Here is a 19,971-nt window from a genome sequence, read left to right on the forward strand (position 1 = left end):
AGGGCCGGGCCGGGGCCCCCCCCCCCCCCCGGGGGGCGCGGCGGGGGGGGGGGGGGGGGGGCGGGGGGGGGCCGCCCCCGCGGGGGGGGGGGGCCGGGGCCCCCCGCCCGGGGCCCCGCCCCACGGCCGTGCTCGTCAGCCGACGAAGCCCTCCAGCTCCGTCGTCGGCACCTTGCGGCCGGACCGGATCAGCTCTTCCACTCGCTCCATCTGCTCCCAGACGTTCACGGCCATGCCCGCCACGACCTGGCCGTCGACGCGCCAGAACGCCACGAACTCGCGCTTGTCGGCGTCGCCGGAGACCACCACGTCGTCGTACCCGGCCTGGACGTCCACCCAGCCGGTGTACTCCATGCCCACGTCGTACTGGTCGCTGTAGAAGTACGGCAGCTTGTCGTACGGGTCGGTGGCACCGAGCATCGCCTTGCCGGCATGGGTGCCGGTCTCCTGGGCGATCGCCCAGTGCTCCACGCGCAGCGGGCGCCCGTAGTGCGGCGACGGGATGCTCGCGATGTCACCGCCGGCGAACACGTCCGGGTGGGAGGTGGCCAGCGTGCCGTCCACGGCGACCCCGCCGCCGAGCGCGGCGTCCCGCAGATCCAGGCCCGCAGCCTCGGCCAGGCCGATGTTCGGCGTGACGCCCGCACCGACCACGACGACGTCCGCGCCCAGGTGCGTGCCGTCGGACAGGTCGACGCCGGTCACGCGACCGTCGGCGCCCCGCAGGCCGGTGACGGACGCGCCGCGCTGCCACCGGACGCCGTGCTCGGTGTGGACGCCCGCGTAGAAGTCGCTCATCTCGGTGCCCAGCACCCGGCCGAGCGGGTGCGCGCCCCGGCCCACGACGGTGACGTCCAGGCCGAGGGTCCGCGCGGACGCCGCCACCTCCAGGCCGATCCATCCGTCGCCGACCACGACGAGCCGGCCCACGCCCTCCAGCGAGGCCTCCAGCAGCTGGGCGGAGATGCGGTCGGAGTCGTCGATCGTGCGCAGGTAGTGCACGCCGGCGAGATCGCTCCCCGGCACGCTCAGCGTGCGCGGCGTCGACCCCGGGGCGAGGAGGGCCTTCGCGAAGGTGAGGGTGGCGCCGTCGGACAGGGTGAGGGTGCGGCTCGCGGGGTCGAGGCCCACGACGGTCTCGCCCGTGCGGACCTCGACGCCGTGCTCGCCGTACCAGGCCTCCTCCAGCGGGAAGACGGCGTCGCGCTCCGCCTCGCCGCGCAGGTAGTCCTTGCTCAGCGGAGGGCGCTCGTAGGGATGGTGGGGTTCGGCGGTGACGACCACCAGGTCGCCGTCGTACCCCTCGGTGCGCAGTGCCTCGGCGGCACGGGCGGTGGTCAGGCCGCCACCGACCAGAACGAACGGATCCATCAGTGCCTCCCGGAACAGGGTGTGGGCTCCAGTCTTGCACCGGGGGCCGGGAGATGCGGGTGGGTCCCCCGGGTGGTCCGCGGCACCGTTCCCGGGAGACGGCAAAAGGCCCTCCGACTCAGCATTTCTGCTGGTCAGAGGGCCTTTCACATGGTCGGGGTGACAGGATTTGAACCTGCGACCTCTTCGTCCCGAACGAAGCGCGCTACCAAGCTGCGCCACACCCCGATGGAGCCCACCGCACGTCAGGCACGAAGCCCGTCCGCGGAAGCCTGCTCAGAATAGCCGACGCATGGCCCGGAACGGAAACCGAATGCGGAGTGGGTCCGATCACTCCCGTTCCGGGCCACGTCTGCGGGCGTCAGACCAGCTCGACGACGAGCTCCACCTCGACCGGCGCGTCCAGCGGAAGGACCGCCACGCCGACGGCGGAGCGGGCGTGCAGGCCGGCGTCGCCGAAGATCTCGCCGAGCACCGTGGAGGCGCCGTTGATCACGCCGGGCTGTCCGGTGAACGACGGGTCGCTGGCGACGAAGCCGACGACCTTGACGATCCGGGAGACGGCGTCGAGGGAGCCGGTGACCGACCGGACGGCGGCCAGCGCGTTGAGGGCGCAGATGCGGGCGTAGCCCGCGGCGTCGTCGGGGGAGACCAGGCCCTCGCCCTCGCCCACCTTGCCGGTGGCGGCCAGGGTGCCCGCGGTGAAGGGGAGCTGGCCGGAGGTGTAGACGTGGCGGCCCGTCTGCACGGCCGGCACGTAGGCCGCGACCGGGGCCGCGACCTCGGGGAGCGTGATGCCCAGCTCGGCGAGGCGCTGCTCGTGGCTCATGCGTCACCGCCCGTGGGTCGCTTCAGGTAGGCGACGAGCCCGGTGCCGTCGGGTCCGGGGACCACTTGCACGAGCTCCCAGCCGTCCGAGCCCCACTGGTCGAGGATCGCCTTGGTGTTGTGAATGAGGAGGGGGATCGTCGCGTACTCCCACTTCGTTGCCATGCCGTGATGTTAGCCCGCTCCGGGCCCCGGCGATTCCGCACGAGACCTGCACACCGCGGGCCGCCCCTTTCGGCGTGCCCTGTCAGGGACACCCCGTAACCTGGGCCCATGGCCATGGCTAACCCTCGCGAGCCGCGCCGGATCACTCGGACCATCCCAGCGGCCCAGCTCATCGGACTCCTCCTCGCCTTCGTGCTCACCGCCGGTGCCGGCGGTGTGATCGCTGCCGGTCTGGTGATCCCGCTCGCCTCGGGCGTGGACACCGCGGTGGACACGGGCGTCGAGGTGTTCAACGAGGTGCCGGACGAGATGGTCCCCGGGCCGCTGTCCGAGCAGTCCGTGATCTACGCGAGCGACAACAAGACCAAGCTGGCCACGTTCTACGCCCAGAACCGCATCGTCGTGCCGCTCGACAAGGTGGCCGACAACATGAAGCACGCCGTCATCGCCATCGAGGACGAGCGCTTCTACACGCACGGCGGAGTGGACCCCGAGGGCATCTCGCGCGCCGCGGTGCAGAACTTCGGCGGGGGCGACACACAGGGTGCCTCGACGCTCACGCAGCAGTACGTGAAGAACGTGCTCATCGAGGAGGCGGTGCGCGACAACGACGCGTTCGGCGTCCTGGAGGCGAGCGAGAGCTCGCTGACGCGCAAGCTCCGCGAGGCCAAGCTGGCGATCGCGCTCGAGAAGAAGATGTCCAAGGACGAGATCCTCCAGGGCTACCTCAACATCGCGCAGTTCGGCCGCAGCGTCTACGGCGTCGAGACGGCGGCGCAGTACTACTTCAACAAGTCGTCGAGCAAGCTGTCGGTGGTCGAGGCGGCCACCATCGCCGGCATCACCAAGTCGCCGAGCGCGTTCGACCCGGTCGCCAACCCGGAGGAGGCGGAGGTCCGCCGCAACCTGGTGATCGGCAAGATGTGGCAGCTCGGCTACATCACGACCGACGAGCGCGACGAGGCGATGGCGACGCCGCTGGCCGACACCCTCGACGTCCAGCCCCTCGAGGTGGGCTGCGACGCGGCGCAGGGCGCGGCGTTCTTCTGCGACTACGTCATCAAGGAGGTCATGGCGAGCCCCGAGTTCGGGAAGACCCGCGAGGACCGCTACGACCTGCTCTACCGCGGCGGCCTGCGGATCGTGACGACGCTCGACATGAAGATGCAGCGGGCGGCCGAGAAGACCGTGGTCGAGGGTGTGCCGGGGGACAACGCGTACGGGCTGGAGGCGGCCGTGACGTCCGTGGTGCCGGGTACCGGCGAGATCCGGGCCATGGCGCAGAACGTCCCGTACGACGCGACGTCGAACCCCGCGGCGGGTACGACCGCGCAGAACTACTCGGCGGACTACAACCACGGCAACTCGCGCGGTTTTCCGGTGGGGTCGAACTTCAAGCCGTTCGTGCTGGCCGAGTGGCTGCGCAGCGGACATCAGCTCTACGACTCGGTGAGCGCCGGCCCCTACGCGCCGTACCAGACGGAGTTCACGGCCGACGGCTGCGTGGCCAACCTCCCCCACACGCAGTGGGAGGTGGGTAACGTGGAGGGGTCGACGTCCGGCACCATCAGCGTGCTCCAGGGCACGTTCCAGTCGCTGAACACCGTCTACGCGCGCATGTCGCAGCAGATCAACCTGTGCGACCTCCAGAAGACGGCGTGGGACGTCGGTTTCCGGCCGATGACGTCGGGCCTGACCTACGAGGGTGAGGGCACGTTCCGGACGATCGACGAGCCGCAGCAGAAGGACATCGACGTCTTCCCGTCGATGACGCTCGGTACCCAGGCCTCGACGCCGCTCAACCAGGCCGCCGCCTACGCCACCTTCGCCTCGGGCGGGACCTACTGCGAGCCCATCGCGATCCTCGAGGTCAAGGACCACGAGGGCAAGAAGATGAAGGTGCCGTCGGCCAACTGCAAGCAGACCCTGGAGCCGAACGTCGCCAACACGGTGGCCTACGCCATGACCAAGGTCTTCAGCACGAGCCCGTGGGGCACGGCCTGGTCGATCGCGCCCGGTCTCGCCGACGGTCGGCAGGTGGCGGGCAAGACCGGTACCACCAACGGCGCCACCCAGAGCTGGTTCACCGGGTACACGCCCGAGCTGTCCACCTCCGTGTGGGTGGGTGAGGCCAGTGGCGAGGTCGAGCACATGAACGTCATCCTGCCGTCGACCACCTGGTACAACGCCTCGGCCAAGGTGGGCCCGCTGTACGGCGGAACCGCCGCAGCGCCCACGTGGCGCCGGTACATGGACCAGGCCATGGTGGGCCTGCCGACGACGCCGTTCCCTGCAGCCGATCCGAACCTCGTGGGCAAGAAGCCGGCTGCCCCGAAGCCGGACAAGGGCGACGACGGTGGTGACTCGGGCGACGGTGGTGGTGACTCCGACGGCGGCGGGGGCGACACCGGCGGTCCGGGCGGTGGCCCGGGCGGTCCGGGCGGTGGCCCAGGCGGTCCGGGCGGCGGCGACCGCGGCGGGGACGACTGATCCGGATGGGCACGCTGGGTAACGTCGGCACGGCGCTCGGGATCGCCGGGGGCCTCGCCGTCGCCGGGTTGGCCTACGCGCACCTGGAGACCAAGCTGTTCCGCGTGCGCCGGGTGACGGTGCCGCTGCTGCCGCCGGGGCAGCGGCCGATCCGGGTGCTGCAGGTGTCCGACCTGCACCTCACGCCGAGCCAGCACACCAAGCAGGCGTGGGTGCGGTCGCTCGCCGAGCTCGAACCCGACCTCGTCATCAACACGGGCGACAACTTCGGGCACCCGCAGGCGCTGGTGCCGCTGCTCGACGTCCTGGGCCGGCTGATGGACGTGCCGGGCGCGTTCGTCATGGGGTCGAACGACTACTACGCGCCGACGTTCAAGAACCCGGCCCGGTACCTGCTCCGGGACGCCCGGGTGGACCGTGACGACAAGGTGGAGCTCCCTGCCGGTTCGCTCGCCAAGGCGTTCACGGAGGCCGGCTGGGTGGACCTCGACAACAGTCGCGGTCTCGTCGAGCTGCGCGACGGGCGCACCGTGGGGCTGGTGGGGATGGACGACCCGCACCTCGACCGCGACGTCATGCCGGAGCCCGGCCGCGTGCCGGGCGAGGAGGACGCGGTGCTGCGCCTCGGCGTCGTGCACGCGCCCTACCAGCGCGTGCTGAACCAGCTCAAGGACGACGGCGTGGACGCGATCATCGCGGGGCACACGCACGGCGGGCAGCTCTGCCTGCCGTACTACGGCGCGCTCGTGACGAACTGCGACCTGGACCGCGGTCGGGCCTCGGGCCTGCACGGCTGGCCGGGGCCGCGCCCCGACCGCGAGGGCGGCGAGGACTCGACGTGGCTGCACGTCTCGGCAGGAGCCGGGACGTCCCCGTACGCCCAGGTGCGGTTCGCGTGCCGGCCGGAGGCGACGCTGATGACGCTGACGGCGCGACTTCCATAGTCAGGAAGCCGCACCGTCAGGTCTGAACCTGGCCTGACGAGTATCTGGTCTGGCGTCGGTCGTGTTCTGCTACGGGTTGCGCGTTCTGCAGCCCGGAGGTTGGGAACTGCCAGCGTAGTGCACGCACGCCTCGACCCCATCGCCCTTGGGGACCATCGTCGTCCAGGTCCAGCTGTTGTATCCGGCGCGGACGGTGTCGCTGTAGAACGTGTCGTTCGCAGGGACATACCCGCGGATGCGCACCCAGTCATACGTGTTGTTGGGCGTAGCACCACGCACCCAGTAGGCCTTGCAGGTGTCGGACCATCTGAGCTGAGCACGAACACCAGCCTCTGAGATCTCGAATATCGTTCGGCCATCGCTCGAGCATCCGGTCGCCTGAGGGCTCTTGCCACCGCATGTCAGACCACTGCATGTGGCTGCCGACGCGGAGTCACCTGCGGAGAGGGCCGGTACACCAAGGCCCATCGCTAACGACAACGCAAGGATGCCGCGCACGAGTATCAGTCTCGCTCTTTTCATGCTTTCACCACCGTCTGGTCGGAGTTGCTCCGGAGGGGCACGTGCGAGGGAAAGGCTGGTCGACCGCCGTCCGTCTTGACAATGCATCGGCCGAGTTGTTCGGAATCCTTGAACATCGCTTCCGTCAGCGACGGCGGGATCCGTAGCGTCACGGCCACTCGTGTCGTCTCCCCCAGGTGGTGCTGCTGCCATGCGCGGTTCAGGAATGACGAAGACAGGAACATCGACGGGCCCGTTGCGAACTCTCGGCACGGCCGTGGCCGGGCTGGCGCTGGTCGGTTCACTCATCGGTGTCGGCCTGGTGCCGGCGCAGGCCGACACCGACGGGGCGCGGGCAAGCCTGCCCGAGGAAGCCGCGCCGGTGGAAGAAGATCTCCCGTCCGCGGTGCCGGCGGCGGACCGCGCCGACGTGCTCCCGGAGGACTGGAAGACCTCCGGCGACGTGGCCTGGACGACGGTGGGCGACTCGACCGGCCTGCACCTGCTCACGGCTACGGCAAGGTCCGGTTATGACTGGGGCGTCACGGCGACGCTCTCCGAGCCCGGCATCGAGGCCGACGAATGGATCGGCAACGCGTGCGTGACCTCGTCGGGCCGTTACGCGGTGGTCGTGTATGCGCCGCGCATGTTCGTCAACAAGCCTGACCTGTTCGACCGGGGCGCCCTGAGCGCGGTGGTCGACCTCAGGTCCGGTGCGGTCACCAAGTTCGAGGCGGCGGCCTCCCTGGCGTACTTCAACCCGGGGTGCGGCACCGGCGACCTGGCCGCCATCACGGCGGCCCGGGCGGACGACGACCAGGGCGACACCCGGCTGATCACGGTGGACGCCGCCACGGGGCGGCAGAGCAAGGCCGTGGAGCTGCGTGGCCAGGTGACGTCGGCCGTCCCCGTGGGGTCCGGTGAGTACGTCGCCGCGACGGGGCGGCTGCTCTCCCGCATCGAGCCCGACGGCGAGATCGTCCCGGTGGCCGAGGCGGACTCCGTGCCGTCGTCGCTGGCCCTGGACGCCGACGGCGGCGTCGTCTACCTGGACGCCGACGGCACGGGCACGGGGAAGGCGGCCACGAGCGGTGCCCAGGAGGACGAGGTGCTGGCGCTCCGCCTGGGGCCTGACCAGTGGCGTGCGACGCCGGACCGGCGGGATCTCCTCGTGCCGACTGAGCTGGCCCGCGGTCGTGCGGGCGAGGTCGCCTTGGTGCCCGCCCCCGGTGGCCGGGCGGCGATCCTCGGCGAGGCCGACGTCAGCACGGACCTCCCGCCGGGGCTGGAGCACCTCCCCGAGCTCGAACCTGCCGCCGGGTCTCGGCTCTCGACCCACGGGGACGTGGTCGTGGACGGGGTGGGCTGGGACCAGGATGTCGAGGTCACCGACCCGACCGTGCCTCGTTCGGCACGGCTGACGTTGCACGTGCCGGAGTCGTCGTCGTCCACCGAGCTCGACGTCGGCCTGGGTGCCGGACCCGACCCCGCGACGGCGAAGGCCGCGGACACCGCGGGCCAGAGCCTGTCCCCGGCGCTGGGGACGGTCGCCGCGGGCACGATGGTTCCGACGGATCTGGCTGACGGCCAGGGCGAGCGGGCCTGCGGTGTCACGCGCGGGGATCCCGAGATCCAGGCGATGCAGCCCCGGCCACGCCAGGTGGAGTGGGCCGTGAACCAGCTCGTGCAGGGCACCCTGGACACCGCGTACTACCCGGAGGGTCGGGACGGGTGGCGGCTGCGCGCAGGGTCGTTCGGCGCCTCACCGGGCGCCGTGTTCAACCTGCCCGAGCTTGCCGGACCGCAGAGCGTGGCGGACATCCCGCCGCAGGTCATCCTCGGCATCACGATGAGCGAGTCGAACATGCAGCAGGCCACGGGGTCCGTCCTTCCCGGTGTGACCGGCAACCCTCTGATCGGGAACTACTGGGGGGTCACCGACAGCTGGGACATCGACTTCACCGAGGCCGACTGCGGTTACGGCATCATGCAGGTGACCGACGGCATGGAGATCAACGAACGACCCCAGGACGAGCAGACCAAGATCGCCGTGGACTACGTCTTCAACATCCAGGCTGGCGTCCAGATCCTGGTAGAGAAGTGGAACCAGACGTACAACGCGGGTGCCCGGTTGCACGACGGTGACGCGACGCGGGTCGAGGACTGGTTCTACGCGCTGTGGGCGTACAACAGCGGCTGGTACCCGGAGTCGGATGCGGACATCAACAACGGTGCCTGGGGACTGGGCTGGCACAACAACCCGGCCAACCCCAAGTACCCGCCGTACCGGCTTCCCTTCCTGAACAACAACAACTTCGACGACGGCCGCACACCCAACCTCTGGACCTACCCGGAGCGGACCCTGGGTTTCGCCGCGTGGTCGAGCGAGCTCATCGACGGGGTCGGCGCGACGGCCATCGGCTTCCGGCCCGCTCGATGGACCCTGAACGAGCACCGCGAGACCATCAAGCCGCCGATCGACACGTTCTGCGACGAGTCCAACCGCTGCGACAAGGATCGCGTGGGTGACGAGTACACCGGGCCGGACGCGCCCGAGGTTCCCGGACCGTGCTACAGCCAGGGCCAGACGCCGGGGTACGACTTCCGTTGCTGGTACCACGAGCCGGCCTCCTGGAAGGAGTACTGCTCGCCGGGTACCGGCACGCCGTCTCCCACGTGCGGTGAGGGCTTCATCCGCTTCCCGGGCGAGTGGACGGGTGACGAGGACCCGTACACGCCGGGTACCCAGACGAACAACCACAGCACGGCCTACGACGAGGAGGAGAACCAGCGGTCCTACCCGCCGAACTGCTCGACGAGCGCGACAGCCGGCACGAACAGCGCACCACCGGGGGCCTGGATCGTGGACGACATCCCGGCCGGAACCACCTCCATCAGGCCGTGCAGCCGGTCGGCGACCGACGGCACGTTCGAGTGGACCATGCAGCAGGCCGACGACGGGACGTTCCCGCCGAAGAGGGACATCCACCAGATCGGCGGCGGCTGGCAGTCGCACTTCTTCTTCAGCCACACCCGGACCGGAGAGTCGGGTGGCACGGGCGCGATGCTCCGCGCGGAGGGGACCTGGACGCTCGGTCGCTCGTACTCGGGATGGATGCGTATTGCCGTCCATCTCCCGGATCACGGTGCGCATACACAGCAGGCGCGCTACCTCATCCACCTGGGGGACGGTCGCTACGAGACCCGGTACATCAACCAGCGGCGCATGGCCAACAACTGGGTGTCGCTTGGTGCGTACCGCGTCTCCGGCACCCCGAGCGTTATGCTCAGCAACGAGTCTCGCGACGGGGACGGCACGCAGGACGTCGCGTGGGACGCGGTCGCGTTCCAACCGCTCGACCGGGAACCGGTGAAGGTCGCGGTGCTCGGCGACTCGTACAGCTCGGGGGAGGGTACGGGCTACGCGGCGACGTCCGGGTCGGGTGGCTACTACGCCGAGACGAATGTCGGCGGCGACCTCGAGGGAACTCCTGACGAGGGGTGGCAGAGCGGCTGCCGGCGCAGCCCCGACGCCTGGGCGCGAAAGCTCTACATCGGGGATCTCGGCCGGTCCGGTGAGCTGGTCGACAGCTGGAGCTCTGACCTCGAGCTGGGGTTCGTGGCGTGCTCGGGGGCGCGAACGGTGGATCTGGCGAACGTTCCCTGGGACCAGGACGTCGACTGGTTCACCAAGGCGGACTCCGAGGACCCGGGAGACCCTCAATACGGTGAGGTGCGGCAGGCCGCGTCCGGCGTGCTCTCGGAGGAGACCGACTACGTGCTGCTCACCATCGGCGGGAACGACGGCGCGATCTTCACCAACGTCGTCACGTTCTGCATGATCCAGTCGGACCTCTGTCACCTGCACCCACCGCTGTCCGGAGCCGTGAACTTCACGCTCGGTACGACCATTCCCCGGACGGAGCGAGCCCTGGAGGACATCCACGAGCAGGCGCCGAACGCCCGGATCGTCATCGCGACGTACCCGCAGCTCTTCGGCAACGACGCCAGGGATGGCTGGGGCGACGGAATCTGTACGACGGTTCTGGAGACCGAAGTGGACAGGATCAGGGACGTCCAGTCGACCCACCGGAACGCACTCGCTAGCCTGACCGCGGAGCTCCGTAACGAGAGGGGTTGGGACATCCGTGTCGCCTATGCCGAGGAGTACTTCACCGTGGGCGGGCCCCACCATGCGTGCACACCGGCTGCGGACCAGTGGATGAACGGCCTCGTCTGGAACCGCCAGGGCAGTGGCGACCAGCCGAGCCCGGACCGGCCCAGCAGGGCGTCGGTGCACCCGAACGACCTGGGAACAGATGCGTACGCGAACGCGATCAACTGCGCGCTGAACCTCGCCCCGTCCGAGCCGAGTGATGTCTGCGTACCCCCCGGTGGATGATCCGGGAGATCGGGCACCCAGGCCGTCCGTCGACTGGACGTACGGTCTGGCGTGCTTGCTCGGCACGGTGGTGTTCCTCGTGGGGCCGTGGGCCTGGTACCTGTTCAGGTGGCTCGGTGGCGGGCCGGGCGATCAGCTCGACGGCGCGTCACCTGCGGAGCGCTTCGCCGTCGACAGCGGGACCTTCCTGTTCGTGCTGGCCCTGACCTGGCTGCTCCTGGTGTGGCGGGTCGGTGTCCGGAGGGAGGTGGGCCGCCGGGTCGACGGCGGGACGGCGCTGCTCATCCTCGGGGCCCTTGAGGGGATCGCGATGATCGGTGTCCTTGCCCTGTTCTCCCCGTGAAGTGCGTCGGTAAGATGCCCTGGCTGCCGACCACGAAGCCCCAGAACTTCGCTACACCCGAACTCCACGGGGCAGGGTGCCTACGCCGACGCTCTCAACTGTCACCTGGCGACTCGCCCGGAGGATGTGGATGGATGCCAACCGTGGGCGACGATCCCAGTGCAAGGAACTCCGACCTTCATGAGAAGACTGCGAACTGGTTGACCGGGCTGCTGACCTTGGGCTCCATCGGGCTTCTCCCGCCGGCGTGGTACGGCCTGATCTGGAGGTACTCGGAGCTGGAGTGGCCAGGCAATCTCGCTGTCCTGTTCTCCGTGATTGTCGCCGTATGGGTAGTGATCTTCATGATGACCCGGCGTCGGCGACGATCGGGCGTGCGAGCGGTCGACGGTGTCGTCGCCCTCGTCATTGTGGGGGCGGAGTGCGTGGTCGTGCTCACGCTCTGTGTGCTTGCTGCCGTGCGCGGGTGGTGACTCGGCGGCTTTGCGTGCCGCAAGAGGGCAGACGAATGGCCCGGACCGTTGCCGGTCCGGGCCATTCGTGGGTTCGTGTCGTGGTCCTGCTCAGCGCGCCCGCCGCTCCAGCCGGTCAAGGTCCAGCAGCACCACAGCCCGCCCCTCGCGCCGGACCCACCCGCGGGTCGCGAAGTCGGCCAGCGCCTTGTTCACGGTCTCGCGCGAGGCGCCGACGAGCTGCGCCAGCTCCTCCTGCGTGAGGTCGTGCGCCACGCGGATGCCGTCGTCGTTGGGCTCGCCGAAGCGGGTCGAGAGGTCGAGCAGCGCCTTGGCCACGCGGCCCGGGACGTCGGAGAAGACGAGGTCCGCCAGCGTCTCGTTGGTGCGGCGCAGCCGGCGTGCCAGCGCGCCCAGGAGCTGGGTGGCGACACCGGGGTGGTCCGCGATCCACCGCACGAGGGACTCGTGCCGCAGCTCGTAGACCACGGAGTCCGACACGGAGGACGCCGACGCCGTGCGGGGGCCCGGGTCGAAGAGGGAGAGCTCGCCGAACATCTCGCCCGGGCCCAGGATCGACAGCAGGTTCTCGCGGCCGTCGCTCGACCGGCGCCCCAGCTTGATCTTGCCCTGCGCGATGACGTACAGCCGGTCGCCCGGTTCGCCCTCGCGGAAGAGCACGTCACCCCGGACCAGCTCCACGGGCACCATGGACTCGAAGAGCGCGCGTGTCTCATCGCCTTCCATGTCCGCGAAGAGGGGGGCAGAGAGTACGACTTCGTCGTCCACCAGTGGTGTCCTCACGTGTCGGGGACTTTCGTCCATCAGTCTTTTCCACCTCTCAGTCTGCCTCAATGTCACGAGATTGCCGGGTCATCGGTCTCTCTCGTGGCGTCCGCGTGGCGTGCAGGCCCGACGCGATCGTCCGCCTCGTGCGGGATGTCGGCTTTTGCCCAGTGCGAAGTAGGACGCCCGTCCAATAATCCTAGGGGTGTCACCTGGGAGTACGGAACGGGCGCCCTACCTGACGGTTCAGGGAACCTCGCGCTGCTCCGGTCCGACGTACTCGCACACCGGCCGGATCAGCGAGTTCGCGGCCCGCTGCTCCATGACGTGCGCCGTCCACCCGGTGATCCGGGAGGCCACGAACAGCGGCGTGAAGATGTTCGTGTCGAACCCGATCAGGTGGTACGCCGGCCCGGCGGGGTAGTCCAGGTTCGGCTTGATGTTCTTCCGGCTGACCATGGCGTTCTCGAGCGTGTCGTACAGGGCGATCACCTCGGTGTCGCCGTAGTGCTCGGCGAGGTCGCCGAGCACGGCCCGCATGGTCGGCACGCGCGAGTCGCCGTTCTTGTAGACCCGGTGGCCGAACCCCATGATCTTCTTCTTGTTCGCCAGCGCGTCCTCGAGCCACGCCTCCGCCCGGTCCGCCGAGCCGATCTCCTCGAACGTGGCCTGCACGGCCTCGTTCGCGCCGCCGTGCAGCGGGCCCTTGAGGGCGCCGATGGCGCCCGTCACGGCCGAGTGCAGGTCGGCGAGCGTCGAGGTGATGACGCGCGCGGTGAACGTGGACGCGTTGAACGAGTGCTCCGCGTAGAGCACCATCGACGCCTCGAAGGCCTGCACGACGGCAGGTTCCTTCTCCTCGCCGAACGTCATCCACAGGAAGTTGGCGGAGTAGCCCAGGTCCTCGCGCGGGTGCACGAGCTCCTGGCCCCGGCGGCGGCGCTGGTCGAGGGCGACGACGGCGGGCAGGACCGCCCACAGCCGCAGCGCCTTGGCGAGCTCGGCCTCGGGCGAGGAGTCCTCGGCCTGCGGGTCGTGCGCGCCCAGGATCGACACCGCGGTGCGGCACACGTCCATGGGGTGGCAGTCGGTGGGCAGCTCCAGGATCGCGTCCCGGATGTTGTCCGGCAGCTCGCGGTGCACCCGCTCGACGGCGGTCTGCTCGGCGAGCTGCGCGGCCGTCGGCAGCTCGCCGTGCCACAGCAGGTAGGCGACCTCCTCGAAAGACTTCTTCGCGGCCAGCTCCTGCACCGGGTAGCCCCGGTACAGCAGCGAGTTGGTCTCCGGGTTGACCTTCGAGATGGCCGACGTGTCGGCGACGACGCCGGCCAGACCCTTCCGGATCTCGGTGGTCTCAGGCATTGGCACTCCTTCGTGTCCTGGCATGACGAGGTCAGGGCTGGTAGGTGAAGACGTTCGAGTCGAAGTGGTTGTAGGCGGCGTAGTCGTTCAGCTCGTAGAGCCGCGCGCGGGTCTGCATCTGCGGCACCAGGTCCGCCTGCGTGCCCGACGCCGCGATCTGGTCCAGCGCGCGCTCGGCGGCGCCCATCGCGATGCGGAGCAGGGTGACGGGGTAGATGACGAGCCGGGCGCCGGCGTCCTGGAGCTGCTGCGTGGTGAAGAGCTCGGACTTGCCGAACTCCGTCATGTTGGCCAGCACCGGCACGTCGAGGGCCGAGGCGACGGCCTCGAACTCCGCGAGATCCTTCATCGCCTCGGGGAAGATCGCGTCCGCCCCGGCGTCGACCAGGGCCTTGGCGCGGTCGATCGCGAGCCGGAGCCCGCGCTCGCCCGGTTCCGTGCCGCGCACGTCGGTGCGCGCCATGATCAGGAAGTCGGGGTCGCGGCGGCCGTCGACGGCGGCCCGGATGCGCCGGACGGCGTCGCCGAGCCCGACCACCTCCTTGCCGTCGAGGTGACCGCACCGCTTGGGGTTGACCTGGTCCTCGATGTGGATGCCGGCCACCCCGGCGTCCTCCATGGTCTGGACCGTGCGGGCCACGTTCATGGGCTCGCCGAACCCGGTGTCGGCGTCGGCCAGCACGGGTAGGTCGGTGACCCGGGCGATCTGCGCGGCGCGGCCGGCCACCTCGGTGAGGGTGGTGAGACCGATGTCGGGCAGGCCCAGGTCGGCGGAGAGGACCGCACCGGAGACGTAGACGCCGTCGAACCCCTTGTCCTGGATGAGCGTGGCGCTCAGGGGGTTGAAGGCGCCCGGCAGGCGCAGTATCTCCGGGCCGGCGAGGGCCTCACGGAAGGCGCGGCGCTTCGCGGCCGGGGTGAGGTGGGAGTAGAGCATCAGGCACGCCCCAGCTCGAACAGGCCCGTCGGGGCCGCGACGGCGTCCAGGACGCCGGGGGCGGCGACGATCGTGAGCTCGCGGACCTCGGCGGGCGTGAGCTCGGGCAGGCGCTCGGCCAGGCCGAGGAAGCGGTCGATCTCGGCGTCGGTCAGGACGCCCGCGGCCAGCGTGCGGAACTTGGCCACGTAGTTCGTCCGGGCGAACGGGCGGGCGCCCAGCGGGTGGGCGTCGGCGACGGCGATCTCGCGCGTGACCACCTCGCCCGAGGTGAGCGTGATCTCGACGCGGCCGCCGAACGCCTTCTCCGCGGGGTCGGTCGAGTGGTAGCGACGCGTCCACTCCGGGTCCTCGGCGGTGGTGACCTTGCGCCACAGCTCCACGGTGTCCGGGCGCTGGGCCCGTGACGGGGCGTAGGAGTCCACGTGGTGCCAGCCGCCGTCCTGCAGCGCGACGGTGAAGATGTACGGCACCGAGTGGTCGAGCGTCTCGCGCGACGCGGTCGGGTCGTACTTCTGCGGGTCGTTCGCGCCCGAGCCGATCACGTGGTGGGTGTGGTGGCTGGTGTGCAGCACGATCGAGGCGATGTTCGCGGGGTCGCGCAGCTCCGGGCGCTCGGCGCCCAGGGCACGGGCCATGTCGATGATCGCCTGCGCCTGGTACTCCGCGGAGTGCTCCTTGGTGTACGTGTCGAGGATGCCGGTGCGCGGCTCGCCGGGCGCGGGCAGCACCACGTCGTAGGCGGCGTCCGGCCCGTCCAGGAGCCAGGCGACCACGCCGTCCTCGCCCTCGTAGATGGGCTCGGGGGAGGTCTGGCCGCGCATCGCGCGGTCCACGGCCTCGACCGCGAGCTTGCCCGCGAAGGCCGGCGCGTGCGCCTTCCAGGTGGAGATCTGGCCCTTGCGGCTCTGCCGCGTGGCGGTGGTGGTGTGCAGGGCCTGGCCGATCGCCTGGAACACCGTCTCGGTGTCCAGCCCCAGCAGCGTGCCGATGCCGGCCGCCGCCGACGGGCCGAGGTGCGCCACGTGGTCGATCTTGTGCTTGTGCAGGCTGATCGCGCGGACCAGGTCCACCTGGATCTCGTAGCCGGTCACGATGCCCCGCACGAGCTCCCGGCCCGAGCGGCCCGCGTGCTGCGCCACGGCCAGGACCGGCGGGATGTTGTCGCCCGGGTGGGAGTACTCGGCCGCGAGGAAGGTGTCGTGGAAGTCGAGCTCGCGGACGGCGACGCCGTTGGCCCACGCCGCCCACTCGGGGCTCGACGTGGCCGCGGGGTCCAGGCCGAAGACCGTGGAGCCGGGCGTGTACGGGTGCGCCTGGGCCTGCGACCGGGCGGCGACGGCGGGGCCGCGCGTGAGGCTGGCCGCCGCGACCGCGGCGTTGTCGATCACGCGGTTGATCACCATGTCGGTGACCTCGGCCGTGGGCTCCACGGTGTCGGTGGCGAGCTCCGCGAGCTTCCAGGCGAGCTGGTCGGTGCGCTTGAGCGGCTCGGCGGACGGGTAGACGCGCAGGTGGTGCGTGTACGGCATGGTGACTCTTCCTCGATTCACAGGGACCGTCGTGAGGTCCGGGGCGCCCTTGACCTTCTCATACTCCGCGTCCTAGGTACACGTGGCCATCCGCCGTGAGCGAGCGTTGCGGCCGATTCCCACCGGACGGTGTCAGTGGCGGTCGCTAGTGTGACGACGTGACCACCACCAGGAACGAGCCCGAGAGCAGGCTGGCGCTCGTGCGCCGGGCCCGGCGCATCAACCGCGTGCTGGGGGAGACCTACCCGGACGCCCGGGCGGAGCTCGACTTCACCACGCCGCTGGAGCTGCTGGTCGCGACCGTGCTCAGCGCCCAGACCACCGACGTCCGGGTCAACCAGACCACGCCGGAGCTCTTCGTCATGTACCCCGACGCCCGGGCGTACGCGGAGGCGAACCCGGAGGAGCTCGAGGAGATCCTGCGCCCGCTCGGCTTCTTCCGGGCCAAGTCGCGGGCCGTGATCGGCCTGGGCAAGGCGCTCGTCGAACGGTTCGACGGAGAGGTCCCCGGCCGCCTGAAGGACCTGGTGACCCTGCCCGGCGTGGGCCGCAAGACGGCGAACGTCGTGCTCGGCAACGCCTTCGGGGTCCCCGGGATCACCGTGGACACCCACTTCGGCAGGCTGGCCCGGCGCCTGGGCTTCACCACGGAGGAGGACCCGGTCAAGGTCGAGGCCGAGGTCGGGGAGCTGTTCCCCAAGAAGGACTGGACCATGCTCAGCCACCACCTCGTGTGGCACGGCCGGCGCGTCTGCCTGGCCCGCACCCCGGCGTGCGGGGCGTGCAGCATCGCGCACCTGTGCCCGTCGTACGGGGCAGGGGAGACCGACCCCGACAAGGCCGCCGCCCTGGTGCGGCCCGCGCCGGAGCGCCCGGCGTCGGCGGGCCTGCCGCTCGTCGTGGCGGCGCCGAAGGGCGCTACACCGGCACAGGGCTGACGCGGGCCAGCCAGTCCAGCAGGATCCCGCTGACCCGGTCCGGCGCCTCCTCGGGGAGAAAGTGGCCGGCGTCCGGGATCAGCTCGAAGCGCAGGTCACGGGCGAAGGCGAGCGCGTCGAGGTCGGCCCGCTCGGGGCGGACGAATCCGTCGCGCCCGCCCTGGAGCTGCAGGGCGGGCACGTCGAGCGGCCGCCGGAGCGCCACACCGAAGCGCCGGCCGTCCATCCGCGGCGTCGACCGCACGGCCCACCGCATCGCCTCGGCGGCCGAGTGGGCGGCGAACGGGATGCGCATGGCGTTCCGGTACCGGTCGACGACGTCGTCCGGCAGCGGCGTGGCCGCGCCGAGCGCGAGGGTGCGCTCCACCAGGTCGCCCCGGGTCAGTGCCCGCTCCGGCAGCGTGGGCACCTGCAGGTACGCCAGCTCGCGGAGGGCCGCCGTGGTGTACGCCGCCCGGCTGCGCAGCCGCACGCGGGCGGGGTGGGGGCTCGCCAGCACGGCGACGGCCGACGTCGTGCCGGGGTGCAGGGCGGCCACGGCCCAGGCGAGCGCACCACCCGTGCCGTGGCCCACGACCACCGCCCGCTCACGGCCGAGCGAGCGGATGACGCCGGCGACGTCCGCCGCGCGCGGCGGCATCCCGTAGCCCGACGGAGGCTTGTCCGAGGCGCCCGCACCGCGCACGTCCATCGCGGCGACGCGGTAGCCGGCGTCGGCCAGGGCGGGGATCTGGGCGCGCCAGGCCCACCAGAACTGGGGGTACCCGTGCAGCAGGAGCACCAGGGGCGCCGTGCGGTGGTCCGGCCCGGCAACAGCCACGTGGAACCGGGAGCCGCCGGACGAGACGAACTCGTGCTGCCACGGGCCGTCGACCAGCGCGCACGTGTAGTCGCTGGTGGCTGCCGTGCGTACGGCCGGCCGGGCCGAGAGTGCGGTCACGGGTACGAACCTACGCGCTCGGTCCCCGGTCCGCGCGGCACCCCGGCGCAGGCTCCCGCGGACCATGTGCCCGGCGTCCCGGCGCGTCAGCCGGCCCTCAGGGGCCGGTCTGCGCGACCCGGCGTCCCGTCGAACCCGCGCTCGGGTCGTCCGTGGCTCTCGGGCCGGGAGCCGGGGTGGCGGACGTCGTCCCGGCGCCGGCGTCGGTGCCCGGGGCCGTGCCGGCCTCGGGCCGCGCCGGCTCGGCGAGCTCCTCGTTCGCGCGCTGCTCCTTGGGCGGGTCGAAGCGGTAGCCGACGTTGCGCACCGTGCCGATGAGCTGCTCGTGCTCCGGCCCGAGCTTGGCGCGCAGGCGCCGCACGTGGACGTCCACGGTACGGGTGCCGCCGTAGTAGTCGTAGCCCCAGACCTCCTGCAGCAGCTGGGCGCGCGTGAACACGCGGCCGGGGTGCTGCACCAGGTACTTGAGGAGCTCGAACTCCTTGTAGGTCAGGTCGATCGGGCGGCCGCGCAGCCGTGCCGTGTACCCGCCCGCGTCGATCGCGAGCTCGCCCGCGGAGATCTCCTGCTGGGACTCCTCGGCGGGGCCGCGCGCGGAACGCTCCACGACGAGGCGCAGGCGGGCCTCGACCTCGGCGGGCGACGCGGACTCCAGCAGCAGGTCGTCGGCGCCCCACTCGTGGGTCACGACCGTGAGGCCGCCCTCGGTGAGGATCAGCACGAGCGGCACCGTGAGACCCGTCGCGTGCAGCAGCCGGCACGTGGTCCGGGCGGCGACCAGGTCCCGCCGGGCGTCGAGCAGGACGACGTCCGCATCCGGGGCGTCGACCAGCGCCGACGGCTCCATCGGGAGCACCCGCACCCGATGCGACAGCAGCCCCAGTGCGGGCAGTACCTCGGCCGACCCGCCGGTGACGGGCGTGAGGATCAACAGCTCTGCCATTGACGCACCTCCTCTCGGAACCGGCGCCTTGCAACCGTCCCTGGCTCGGGTCCCGCGGGTAGCGAGACGTCCCGTCGCGTCCAACTGGCTCTGCGGAAGTCTGCCCTGTTGCTTGTTGCGTGCATGTTACACGTCCTTTTCCTGGTCACCACCATGCTGGTCAGGACCCGTGACGCTCACATGACGCGGGTGTTGCCGGCCTCCCGCAGGCCCGGTAACTGGCGGCCCGGCGGGTTCGGGCGACCGAAATTGAGGGAACGGGCACAGACTCTGGAAAACTCATGGTCGTGTCCGTCTCCACCCGGGCCGTGACGACCGCCGCGCTCGCGGCCCTCGTCGCCGCCGCGTCCTACGTACAGCCCCGGCCGTTGCCCCTCGCGGCCGCCGTCGTGGTCCTGGTGGTCCTCGTGGCGCTGGGCTGGCCCTCGCTGCTGCGGCTGCCCGCGCCGGGAAGCACCCGCGTGGTCGTGGCGCTCTGCGGCATCGGCGGCGCGGCCGTCACCTACGTGACGCCGGGCGAGCCCGTGCTGCGGCACCTGCCGACAGTGTTGGCCGGTGCGGTCGTGCTCGCGTTCGTGGCGCAGATGCTGCGGCGCGACGGCAGGCCCCAGCTCACGGAGTCCGTCTCGGGCACCGTGGCGGGGGTGGTGGCCGCGATCGCGGCCTCCGGCTGGATCGCGGCCGCCCGGTCGGACGCCGGGGCCGCGCTGGTGGTGACGAGCGCGGTCGCGCTGGCGGTGGCCGCCGCCGTGTCCGCGCTGCCCGTGCGCGGCTGGGTGGCGCTGGCGATCTCCGCCGTCGCCGCCGTGCTCGTGGGTGGCGCCGCCGGGACCTTGCTGCCGAACATCGACACCGTGAGCGGGCTGTGGTGCGGCCTCGTCGCGGGGCTCACCGTCGGGGCGCTGCACCTGCTGCTGGAGCGCCTGCCTGCCCGCGGCGCACGGCTGGCCGGGATCTCGGCGAGCGCGCTGCCCGTGGTGGTGTGCGGGATCCTGGTGTTCGTCGTGGGGCGCATGGTCATCCTGTGAGGTGACCAC

General features: G+C 71.1%; 16 protein-coding genes, 1 tRNA gene and 1 pseudogene. 7 read left to right on the top strand and 11 right to left on the bottom strand.

Features of this window, described 5'->3' with window-relative positions; genetic code table 11:
* Positions 1 to 135: 135 nt before the first annotated feature.
* The 4 genes from ACIBBF_RS11270 to ACIBBF_RS11285 all read right to left on the bottom strand — a co-directional run bounded on the left by ACIBBF_RS11270 (position 136) and on the right by ACIBBF_RS11285 (position 2,364).
* A complete protein-coding gene (locus ACIBBF_RS11270) occupies positions 136 to 1,371 on the bottom strand; it encodes an NAD(P)/FAD-dependent oxidoreductase (RefSeq protein WP_397413262.1) in 1,236 nt (411 codons plus the stop codon).
* 151 nt (positions 1,372 to 1,522) lie between these two features.
* Positions 1,523 to 1,599 (bottom strand) — tRNA-Pro (locus tag ACIBBF_RS11275).
* A gap of 133 nt (positions 1,600 to 1,732) precedes the next feature.
* Entirely contained in the window at positions 1,733 to 2,200 is a 468-nt protein-coding gene (locus ACIBBF_RS11280) for a RidA family protein (RefSeq protein ID WP_397413264.1), read from the bottom strand.
* Complete coding sequence (locus tag ACIBBF_RS11285; protein ID WP_020017885.1) at positions 2,197 to 2,364, bottom strand: DUF4177 domain-containing protein; 168 nt, start codon at positions 2,362 to 2,364, stop codon at positions 2,197 to 2,199. The genes ACIBBF_RS11280 and ACIBBF_RS11285 overlap by 4 nt, the downstream gene beginning before the upstream one ends.
* Positions 2,365 to 2,472: 108 nt before the next feature.
* On the opposite strand from ACIBBF_RS11285, the gene ACIBBF_RS11290 reads away from it, so the two are divergent.
* The gene (locus tag ACIBBF_RS11290; protein WP_397413266.1) at positions 2,473 to 4,854 is read left to right on the top strand and encodes a transglycosylase domain-containing protein; all 2,382 of its coding nucleotides are present in this window, start codon (positions 2,473 to 2,475) and stop codon (positions 4,852 to 4,854) included.
* A gap of 5 nt (positions 4,855 to 4,859) precedes the next feature.
* Positions 4,860 to 5,798 carry a metallophosphoesterase gene (locus ACIBBF_RS11295; protein ID WP_397413268.1) on the top strand — a complete coding sequence of 313 codons (939 nt, stop codon included), beginning with the start codon at positions 4,860 to 4,862 and terminating at the stop codon, positions 5,796 to 5,798.
* A gap of 69 nt (positions 5,799 to 5,867) precedes the next feature.
* Here the strand turns inward: ACIBBF_RS11295 and ACIBBF_RS11300 are convergent, their stop codons facing one another.
* Positions 5,868 to 6,608, bottom strand: coding sequence for a DUF2690 domain-containing protein (locus ACIBBF_RS11300; RefSeq protein ID WP_397413270.1), 741 nt, complete (start codon positions 6,606 to 6,608; stop codon positions 5,868 to 5,870).
* Between ACIBBF_RS11300 and ACIBBF_RS11305 the strand changes: the two genes are divergently transcribed.
* From ACIBBF_RS11305 to ACIBBF_RS11315, 3 genes are all read left to right on the top strand, one after another.
* Positions 6,526 to 10,701, top strand: coding sequence for a hypothetical protein (locus tag ACIBBF_RS11305; protein ID WP_397413493.1), 4,176 nt, complete (start codon positions 6,526 to 6,528; stop codon positions 10,699 to 10,701). The genes ACIBBF_RS11300 and ACIBBF_RS11305 overlap by 83 nt on opposite strands.
* Positions 10,702 to 10,756: 55 nt before the next feature.
* The gene (locus tag ACIBBF_RS11310) at positions 10,757 to 11,044 is read left to right on the top strand and encodes a hypothetical protein (protein WP_397413272.1); all 288 of its coding nucleotides are present in this window, start codon (positions 10,757 to 10,759) and stop codon (positions 11,042 to 11,044) included.
* A gap of 143 nt (positions 11,045 to 11,187) precedes the next feature.
* On the top strand, positions 11,188 to 11,517 hold the full coding sequence (locus ACIBBF_RS11315; protein ID WP_397413273.1) for a hypothetical protein: 330 nt from the start codon (positions 11,188 to 11,190) through the stop codon (positions 11,515 to 11,517).
* A 90-nt stretch (positions 11,518 to 11,607) separates the two neighbouring features.
* Here the strand turns inward: ACIBBF_RS11315 and ACIBBF_RS11320 are convergent, their stop codons facing one another.
* The 4 genes from ACIBBF_RS11320 to ACIBBF_RS11335 form a co-directional block, all read right to left on the bottom strand.
* Positions 11,608 to 12,285, bottom strand: a complete 678-nt coding sequence (locus ACIBBF_RS11320) for a Crp/Fnr family transcriptional regulator (protein ID WP_397413274.1) — start codon at positions 12,283 to 12,285, stop codon at positions 11,608 to 11,610.
* A 243-nt stretch (positions 12,286 to 12,528) separates the two neighbouring features.
* Positions 12,529 to 13,644, bottom strand: a complete 1,116-nt coding sequence (locus ACIBBF_RS11325) for a bifunctional 2-methylcitrate synthase/citrate synthase (protein ID WP_397413275.1) — start codon at positions 13,642 to 13,644, stop codon at positions 12,529 to 12,531.
* A 31-nt stretch (positions 13,645 to 13,675) separates the two neighbouring features.
* Positions 13,676 to 14,581 (bottom strand): methylisocitrate lyase, encoded by a 906-nt coding sequence (gene prpB, locus ACIBBF_RS11330; protein WP_397413276.1) that lies wholly within the window; start codon positions 14,579 to 14,581, stop codon positions 13,676 to 13,678.
* The gene (locus ACIBBF_RS11335) at positions 14,581 to 16,113 is read right to left on the bottom strand and encodes an MmgE/PrpD family protein (RefSeq protein WP_397413277.1); all 1,533 of its coding nucleotides are present in this window, start codon (positions 16,111 to 16,113) and stop codon (positions 14,581 to 14,583) included. The genes prpB and ACIBBF_RS11335 overlap by 1 nt, the downstream gene beginning before the upstream one ends.
* Positions 16,114 to 16,271: 158 nt before the next feature.
* Between ACIBBF_RS11335 and nth the strand changes: the two genes are divergently transcribed.
* Entirely contained in the window at positions 16,272 to 17,051 is a 780-nt protein-coding gene (gene nth / locus ACIBBF_RS11340) for an endonuclease III (protein WP_397413278.1), read from the top strand.
* Here the strand turns inward: nth and ACIBBF_RS11345 are convergent.
* Positions 17,032 to 17,991, bottom strand: coding sequence for an alpha/beta fold hydrolase (locus tag ACIBBF_RS11345; RefSeq protein WP_397413279.1), 960 nt, complete (start codon positions 17,989 to 17,991; stop codon positions 17,032 to 17,034). The genes nth and ACIBBF_RS11345 overlap by 20 nt on opposite strands.
* 235 nt (positions 17,992 to 18,226) lie before the next feature.
* Positions 18,227 to 18,934, bottom strand: a pseudogene (locus tag ACIBBF_RS11350) (winged-helix domain-containing protein); the annotation flags it as partial.
* A 281-nt stretch (positions 18,935 to 19,215) separates the two neighbouring features.
* On the opposite strand from ACIBBF_RS11350, the gene ACIBBF_RS11355 reads away from it, so the two are divergent.
* Complete coding sequence (locus ACIBBF_RS11355; RefSeq protein ID WP_397413280.1) at positions 19,216 to 19,962, top strand: hypothetical protein; 747 nt, start codon at positions 19,216 to 19,218, stop codon at positions 19,960 to 19,962.
* Positions 19,963 to 19,971: the final 9 nt, after the last annotated feature.

It is taken from the genome of Promicromonospora sp. NPDC050880 (assembly GCF_044456525.1).
In the GTDB taxonomy this organism is placed as follows: Bacteria; Actinomycetota; Actinomycetes; order Actinomycetales; family Cellulomonadaceae; genus Promicromonospora.

Excerpts from the sequence above, each read along its gene's own strand:
- ACIBBF_RS11270 (WP_397413262.1), bottom strand. The coding sequence starts at position 1,371 with ATGGATCCGTTCGTTCTGGTCGGTGGCGGCCTGACCACCGCCCGTGCC.
- ACIBBF_RS11280 (WP_397413264.1), bottom strand. The coding sequence starts at position 2,200 with ATGAGCCACGAGCAGCGCCTCGCCGAGCTGGGCATCACGCTCCCCGAG.
- ACIBBF_RS11285 (WP_020017885.1), bottom strand. The coding sequence starts at position 2,364 with ATGGCAACGAAGTGGGAGTACGCGACGATCCCCCTCCTCATTCACAAC.
- ACIBBF_RS11290 (WP_397413266.1), top strand. The coding sequence starts at position 2,473 with ATGGCCATGGCTAACCCTCGCGAGCCGCGCCGGATCACTCGGACCATC.
- ACIBBF_RS11295 (WP_397413268.1), top strand. The coding sequence starts at position 4,860 with ATGGGCACGCTGGGTAACGTCGGCACGGCGCTCGGGATCGCCGGGGGC.
- ACIBBF_RS11305 (WP_397413493.1), top strand. The coding sequence starts at position 6,526 with ATGACGAAGACAGGAACATCGACGGGCCCGTTGCGAACTCTCGGCACG.
- ACIBBF_RS11300 (WP_397413270.1), bottom strand. The coding sequence starts at position 6,608 with ATGAGTGAACCGACCAGCGCCAGCCCGGCCACGGCCGTGCCGAGAGTT.
- ACIBBF_RS11325 (WP_397413275.1), bottom strand. The coding sequence starts at position 13,644 with ATGCCTGAGACCACCGAGATCCGGAAGGGTCTGGCCGGCGTCGTCGCC.
- prpB (WP_397413276.1), bottom strand. The coding sequence starts at position 14,581 with ATGCTCTACTCCCACCTCACCCCGGCCGCGAAGCGCCGCGCCTTCCGT.
- ACIBBF_RS11335 (WP_397413277.1), bottom strand. The coding sequence starts at position 16,113 with ATGCCGTACACGCACCACCTGCGCGTCTACCCGTCCGCCGAGCCGCTC.
- ACIBBF_RS11355 (WP_397413280.1), top strand. The coding sequence starts at position 19,216 with ATGGTCGTGTCCGTCTCCACCCGGGCCGTGACGACCGCCGCGCTCGCG.